Source organism: Anaerotignum faecicola (assembly GCA_024460105.1).
Taxonomy (GTDB): domain Bacteria; phylum Bacillota; class Clostridia; order Lachnospirales; family Anaerotignaceae; genus JANFXS01.
Map to the genome: position 1 here is coordinate 1 of JANFXS010000642.1, position 380 is coordinate 380.

Genomic DNA, 380 nt, shown 5'->3' on the forward strand with positions numbered 1-380 from the left:
TCTTAATCTGCCCCTTTTCCTGACTATCCAGTGCTTTTTCATAACCGGTATCCGACAGGAACAGGCGGGTTCGTTCGCCTTTCCAGCCAACAGGGGAATCGTTCGTCAGCACATCAAAAATAATCATGTGCCGGGTGTCCTCCGCAAAACGCTGGAGATCCATATATCCATGACCGTGATAATTCTGCGCTCCTGCCTTTGCCCGCATTTCTTCCATCAGCTGCCCTATGGTCTTTCCCTCAGACATCATGCTTGCTCCTTTCTCCCGGCAGTTCCGGGCAATAAAAAAGCGACCATTTACCAGCCGCCATACAGATCGTGATTTACTTGTGAGGTGTAATGATTGCTTATCGTGGTCGGTGCATTGAACAGAACGGTCA

The 380-nt window shown here is 49.5% G+C and carries 2 protein-coding genes; both read right to left on the reverse strand.

From position 1 onward, the window contains the following. Nucleotides 1-247: DUF5720 family protein (locus tag NE664_15800; protein MCQ4728098.1), on the reverse strand; the 247-nt coding region annotated here is incomplete at its 3' end. A 50-nt stretch (nt 248-297) separates the two neighbouring features. Further along, nucleotides 298-380 (reverse strand): DUF6017 domain-containing protein (locus tag NE664_15805; GenBank protein ID MCQ4728099.1); only part of this gene is annotated, 83 nt, incomplete at its 5' end.